General features: G+C 68.1%; 5 protein-coding genes. All 5 read left to right on the top strand.

Annotation, left to right across the window (positions count from 1 at the left end; genetic code table 11):
• Window positions 1–1,404 (top strand): FAD-binding oxidoreductase (locus B2J89_RS00370; RefSeq protein WP_205763643.1); only part of this gene is annotated, 1,404 nt, incomplete at its 5' end.
• Between the two features lie 205 nt (window positions 1,405–1,609).
• Complete coding sequence (locus B2J89_RS00375; protein ID WP_169167245.1) at window positions 1,610–2,758, top strand: metallophosphoesterase; 1,149 nt, start codon at window positions 1,610–1,612, stop codon at window positions 2,756–2,758.
• A 68-nt stretch (window positions 2,759–2,826) separates the two neighbouring features.
• A complete protein-coding gene (locus B2J89_RS00380) occupies window positions 2,827–3,660 on the top strand; it encodes a thymidylate synthase (protein ID WP_371736076.1) in 834 nt (277 codons plus the stop codon).
• A 215-nt stretch (window positions 3,661–3,875) separates the two neighbouring features.
• Window positions 3,876–4,328, top strand: coding sequence for a hypothetical protein (locus B2J89_RS00385; protein ID WP_169167247.1), 453 nt, complete (start codon window positions 3,876–3,878; stop codon window positions 4,326–4,328).
• A gap of 121 nt (window positions 4,329–4,449) precedes the next feature.
• Window positions 4,450–6,428: elongation factor G (gene fusA / locus B2J89_RS00390; RefSeq protein ID WP_169167296.1), on the top strand; the 1,979-nt coding region annotated here is incomplete at its 3' end.

The following is a 6,428-nucleotide window of genomic DNA, read 5'->3' on the forward strand; positions in this document are numbered from 1 at the left end:
GTCCTCACCGAGGGCGACCTCACCGCCTATGAGCAGGACTGGCGCCGCCGCGTGCGCGGCAAGGCCCTGGCGGTGGTGCGCCCGGGCAACGTGCAGGAAGTGGCCGCCGTGGTCCGGGCCTGCGCCGCGGCCGGCGCTCCCATCGTGCCGCAGGGCGGCAACACCGGTCTGTCGGTCGGCTCCACGCCCGACGGCTCGGGCCGCGAGGTGGTGCTGAGCCTCACGCGCCTGAACGCCGTGCGCGCCGTCGACCCCGACAACCTGACGATGACGGTCGAAGCCGGCTGCATCCTGCAAAACGTGCAGGAAGCCGCGCGTCAGGCCGGCCTGCTGTTCCCGCTCAGCCTCGCGGCCGAGGGCAGCTGCACCATCGGCGGCAACCTGGCGACCAATGCCGGCGGCACCCAGGTGCTGCGCTACGGCAACACGCGCGAACTGTGCCTGGGCCTCGAAGTGGTCACGCCGCAGGGCGAGATCTGGCACGGCCTGCGCGGCCTGCGCAAGGACAACACCGGCTACGACCTGCGCAACCTGATGATCGGCAGCGAGGGCACGCTGGGCATCATCACCGCTGCCACGCTCAAGCTGTTTCCGCAGCCCGCCGCGCGCCTCACGGCCTGGGCGGCCGTGCCGTCGATGGAACAGGCCGTGGCGCTGCTGGGCCTGGCGCACCAGCACCTGGGCGCGGGCCTGACGGGCTTCGAGGTCATGGGCCGCTTTGCGCTGGGCCTGGTGCACAAGCACATGCCGCAGCTGCGCGTGCCCTTCATCGACCAGGCGGACGTGCCCTACTGCGTGCTGCTCGAGAACTCCGACAGCGAGTCGGAAGCGCACGCCCGCGCGCGTTTCGAGTCGCTGCTGGAGACCGCCTTCGAAGCCGGCTGCGTGAGCGACGCCGTGGTGGCCGAGAGCCTCGCGCAGGCGCACCAGCTCTGGCACATCCGCGAAAGCATTCCGCTGGCGCAGGCCGAGGAAGGCCTGAACATCAAGCACGACGTGTCGGTGCCGATCTCGCGCATCCCCGCCTTTGTCGCGCACACCGACGCGCTGCTGGCGCGCGAGATCGCCGGCGTGCGCCTGGTCAACTTCGGCCACCTGGGCGACGGCAACCTGCACTACAACGTGCAGGCGCCCGAGGGCGGCGACGCGCGGGCCTTCCTGGCCACGCAGGAGGCGCGTGTAAACGACCTCGTCTATGACGCCGTGGCGCAGTTTGGCGGCTCGTTCTCGGCAGAGCATGGCGTGGGCGCGCTCAAAACCGACAAGCTGCAGCAGTACCAGTCGCCCGTGGCGCTGTCGATGATGCGTGCCGTCAAGCAGGCGCTCGACCCGCAGAACCTGTTCAACCCCGGGCGGGTGCTGGGTGCCGCGGCAGCGACAACGGCCGCTGGGCAGAAAAACTAAAATAGCGGCTCGCGCAGGCGGGCGCGGCACCGGCGGCGGGCCTTTCCCACGGCGCTGCCCCGCTCTGTCGGGAGCGCCCCCGGGCGGTTTTTCCCGAGGGGGCTTGCGTCCCCATGATGCTATTTTTTCAGTAGCTATTAACGCTTGCCAGCAAAGCGCTAGAGCCCTAAAACACCTAAAACCTGTTGCACCGACGGTGCACCCCATGAGCCTCATCCACCCCCTTCCCCCCGGTCCGCTCGACATCGTGGGCGACATCCACGGCGAAATCGACGCGCTGCAGGCGCTGCTGGCGCACCTGGGCTATGGACCGGACGGCGCGCACGCACAAGGGCGCACGCTGGTGTTCGTGGGCGACTACTGCGACCGCGGCCCCGACAGCCCGGGCGTGCTGGCGCGCGTGGCGCAGCTGCACGCCGCCGGGCGCGCGCTGGCAGTGCTGGGCAACCACGAGATCAACCTGCTGCGCGACGACCCGAAAGACGGATCGGGCTGGTTTTTCGACGCGCGCGTGGCGAGCGACGAAGACAAATACGCGCCTTTCGCCCGCCCCGAGAGCGCCGAGCGCGCCGCCATCCGCGCCTTTCTGGCACCGCTGCCCGTGGCGCTCGAGCGCGCCGACCTGCGGATCGTCCACGCCGCCTGGCAAAGCGCCGCCATCGCCGCCGTGCGCACGCTGGCGCCCGGCAGCACGCGCGCCGCCTACGACCGCTGGGAAGGGCAGGTGCGCACCACATCGCGCGACAGCGACATCGCCAGCCGCATGGCGGACGAGCGCCAGCGCTGGCCGCACAGCCTGGAAGACAGCCAGCACCGCCCGCCGTTTCTGCGCGCACACGGCGAGCACGAGCTGCTCAAGGCGATGCTCAACCCGCTCAAGGTGCTGACCTCGGGCGTCGAGCGCCTGGGCACGCAACCGTTCTATGCCGGCGGCAAGTGGCGCTTTGTCGAACGCGAGGCCTGGTGGGACAGCTATGCCGATGGCGTGCCGGTGGTGGTCGGCCACTACTGGCGCCGGCCCTTCGTGCCCAACCCGCTGGCCACCACGCACGAAGAGGCCAGCCTGTTCGGCGAGGCCCCGCCCTTTGGCTGGCTCGGCCAGCAGCGCAATGTGTTTTGCGTCGACTATTCGGTCGGTGCACGTTGGGCCGCGCGCAAGGCCGGCATGCCGGTCGATGCGCAGTGCAAACTCGCCGCGCTGCGCTGGCCCGAGCGAACGCTGGTGTTCGACGATGGCGCCAGCGTGGCCACGACCGGCTACCGCGCCACCGAAGCGCTGCCTGCAGAGCCCGTGCCCCCTGCCGCCGTGCCGTCAGGCGCGTGGCCCGCCAGCGCGCTCAACCCCGCCAAATGACCGTCCGCTCACGGTCTTGAACCCCACCCTGTATTTACCCCTTTCCGCATTCCCCCATGACCACACCTGTGCCCGCCCGCCCCGTCCGCTCCCAATACGAAGACCTGATGCGCCATGTGTTCACGCACGGCGTGGACAAGAGCGACCGCACCGGCACGGGCACGAAAAGCGTGTTCGGCCACCAGATGCGCTTTGACCTGAGCGAAGGCTTTCCGCTGGTCACCACGAAGAAGGTGCACCTCAAATCCATCATCGTCGAGCTGCTGTGGTTTCTGACCGGCTCGAGCAGCAACCACTGGCTGACCGAACGCGGCGTGACCATCTGGAACGAATGGGCGCGCCCCGATGGCGACCTGGGCCCGGTGTACGGCGTGCAGTGGCGCAGCTGGCCCACGCCCGGTGGCGGTCACATCGACCAGATCAGCGAAGTCATCCACACGCTCAAGACCAACCCCGACTCGCGCCGCATCATCGTCAGCAGCTGGAATGTGGCCGAACTCGACAAGATGGCGCTGATGCCCTGCCACGCCTTCTTCCAGTTCTACGTGGCGCCGCAGCAGGCGCCGGGCGAGCGCGGCAAATTGAGCTGCCAGCTCTACCAGCGCAGCGCCGACATCTTCCTGGGCGTGCCCTTCAACATTGCGTCATACGCGCTGCTCACGCACATGGTGGCGCAGCAGTGCGACCTCGACGTGGGCGATTTCATCTGGACCGGCGGCGACTGCCATATCTACAGCAACCACACCGAACAGGTGCAGACGCAACTGGCGCGCACGCCCTACCCCTATCCCACGCTCCGCATCAAGCGCCGGCCGGCGTCGATCTTTAATTACGCGTACGAGGATTTCGAGGTCGTGGGGTACGAATGCCATCCGGCGATCAAGGCTCCGGTGGCGGTGTAGGCGCGGATTGGTGCTGAATTCACCAGACAGGCATGGGAGTATCGCGGGGCCCACCTGTGCGGAGGGATCGCTCACGGTGGAGGTGGAGAATCCTCTCGGACCCCTTGGCATGAACGTTTTTTTTCTGGCACTTATGCCAAAGCGACCCCACAATTCACGCCAAGGCCGCTTCGCAGCCCAACCTGATTCAGGTGTTTTGCCAATCGGAGGCCATCGTGAGTACCCAGTCGCTGTTGTCCGAGATCGACCTTTCTGAACTGACGGCCACGGCGCCGCCGCTCATCGCCTGGAAACTCGGTCTCGTCCACACGGAAGACGAGGTCGCGGCCTTCATGTACCACGGCGGACCGGTGTCGCCGCAAGCCTCAACGAGCGGCCCGCACGGCGAGGACCGTCGCCCTGACAAATCATACTGGGACGCCGTCAAGACAGAAATGCACCTCTTCCTGTGCACGGACGACAAGCGCTACCGGGAGTTGTGGAAGCGAATTGCGGCCCTTGAGGGAAAAGGCACCACCGCCCTCGTCGGCGTCATCGCCACGTTCCTGGGAGCCAGTCTCGGCGTGGCTACCACCTTGATAGCCGGGTTCGTCGCGGTGTGTCTCTATGGCGTCGCCAAGCTTGGCAAAGAGGCCTACTGCAGTTACGCCCATCAACGCGGGCCATAGCCCCGCGCTGAATCCGCACGTGCAAGAGCGGCACTGTCCCGCGGCGGTCCACGCGACCGTCCCACAGTAGACATCGTTGAAGCGACCTGCGAAGCTGGATGCCCTCGAGGAGCACTCAACGATGACTACATCCAGCACACCATCCATCGAAAACATCCGCAACCTCTGCCTGGTCGGCCCGGTGGCGGCCGGCAAGACCACGCTGGTGGAGGCGCTGCTGCAGCACACCGGTGCCATCGGGGCGGCCGGCAGCGTGGAACGCGGCAGCACTGTGAGCGACCATGACCCGCTGGAGATCAAGGCCCAGCACTCGCTGCAGTCGGCGGTCATGCATGCCGAGCATGGCGGCTGCCGCATCCATCTGATCGACACGCCCGGCCTGCCCGACTTCATCGGCCAGAGCCTGCCGGCGCTGGAGGCGGTGGAAACGGCGGCCATCGTCATCAGCGCCGCCGCCGGCGTCGAGCCGATGGCGCGGCGCATGATGGAGCACGCGGCCGAGCGCAAGCTCGACCGGCTGATCATCGTCAACAAGATCGACACCGAGGGCGCCGATCTGCCCGCCTTGCTGGCCGACATCCGGGCGGCGTTTGGCAAGGAGTGCCTGCCGCTCAACCTGCCCGATGCGGGGGCGGCAAAGGTGGTGGATTGCTTCTACAACCGCGCGGGGCACAGTGATTTCGGCGCCGTGCAGGATGCCCACCGCGCCCTGGTCGAGCAGGTGGTGGAGGTCGATGCCGACTTCGTCGACCGGTATCTGAACGACGGCGACATCGACCCCGGCGAGCTGCACGCGCCGCTGGAGCAGGCGCTGCGCGAGGGGCATCTGGTCCCGGTGTGCTTCGTCTCTGCGCGCACGGGCGCGGGCGTGGCCGAACTGCTCGATGTGATCGCCCGGCTGCTGCCCCACCCGACCGAAGGCAACCCGCCCGACTTTCTCAAGGGCGAGGGCGATGCCGCGCAGCCCATGCACGCCAAGCCCGATGCGGCGGCCCATGTGCTGGCCCATGTGTTCAAGGTCAGCATCGACCCCTACGTCGGCAAGCTGGGCTTTGTGCGCGTGCACCAGGGCACGATCACGCCCGGCATGCTGCTGTACGTGGGCGATGGGCGCAAGCCGTTCAAGGTGGGCCACCTGTACCTGCAGCAGGGCAAGAACCATGTTGAGGTGGCAAGCTGTGGCCCGGGCGGCATCTGCGCCATCGGCAAGGTGGACGAGCTGTATTTCGACGCCGTGCTGCACGACGCCGCAGAGGACGACCTCATCCACCTGAGGCCCCTGCCCTTCCCCGTGCCGGTGCACGGCATCGCGATTGCGCCCAAGCGGCGCGGCGACGAGCAGCGCATGTGGGAGATCATGAACAAGCTGGTGGCCGAGGACCCTTGCCTGCTGATCGAGCATGTGCCTGCCACCAACGAGACCATCGCCCGCGGCCTGGGCGAGCTGCACCTGCGCATGCTGCTGGACCGCCTGCGCGAGGTGTACAAGTTCGAGCTCGACACGCGCCCGCCACGCATCGCCTACCGCGAGACCATTACCCACGGCGCGGCGGCGCAGTACCGCCACAAGAAGCAGAGCGGCGGCGCCGGCCAGTTCGGCGAGGTGCACCTGCGCATCGAGCCGCTGGCGCGCGGCGCCGGCTTCGAGTTCGTCGACCAGGTCAAGGGCGGGACCATTCCCGGCCAGTTCATGCCGGCGGTGGAAAAAGGTGTGCGCGAGGCACTGACCGAAGGCGTGATCGCCGGCTATCCCGTGCAGGACGTGCGCGTGATCGTTTACGACGGCAAGCACCATTCGGTGGACAGCAAGGAGGTGGCCTTCGCCACCGCGGGCAAGAGGGCCTTCCAGGCCGCCATCCGCGAGGCCGGGCCGGTGGTGCTGGAGCCGATCGCGCGCATGCAGGTCACCGCGCCCGAGAGCGCGATGGGCGCCATCACGGGCGATCTGGCGTCGCGCCGCGGCGTGGTCAGCGGCACCGACAGCGACAGGCTGGGCCAGCTCACCGTCAATGGCGAGGCGCCGATCGCGGAGCTGACCGACTACCAGAGCCGGCTGAACGCGATGACCGCCGGCCAGGGCAGCTATGCGCTCGCCCTGTC

This window comes from Acidovorax sp. SRB_24 (genome assembly GCF_012931925.1).

What these genes read in the sequence shown, in the direction of transcription:
- B2J89_RS00375 (WP_169167245.1), top strand. Translation starts at nt 1,610, where the DNA reads ATGAGCCTCATCCACCCCCTTCCCCCCGGTCCGCTCGACATCGTGGGC.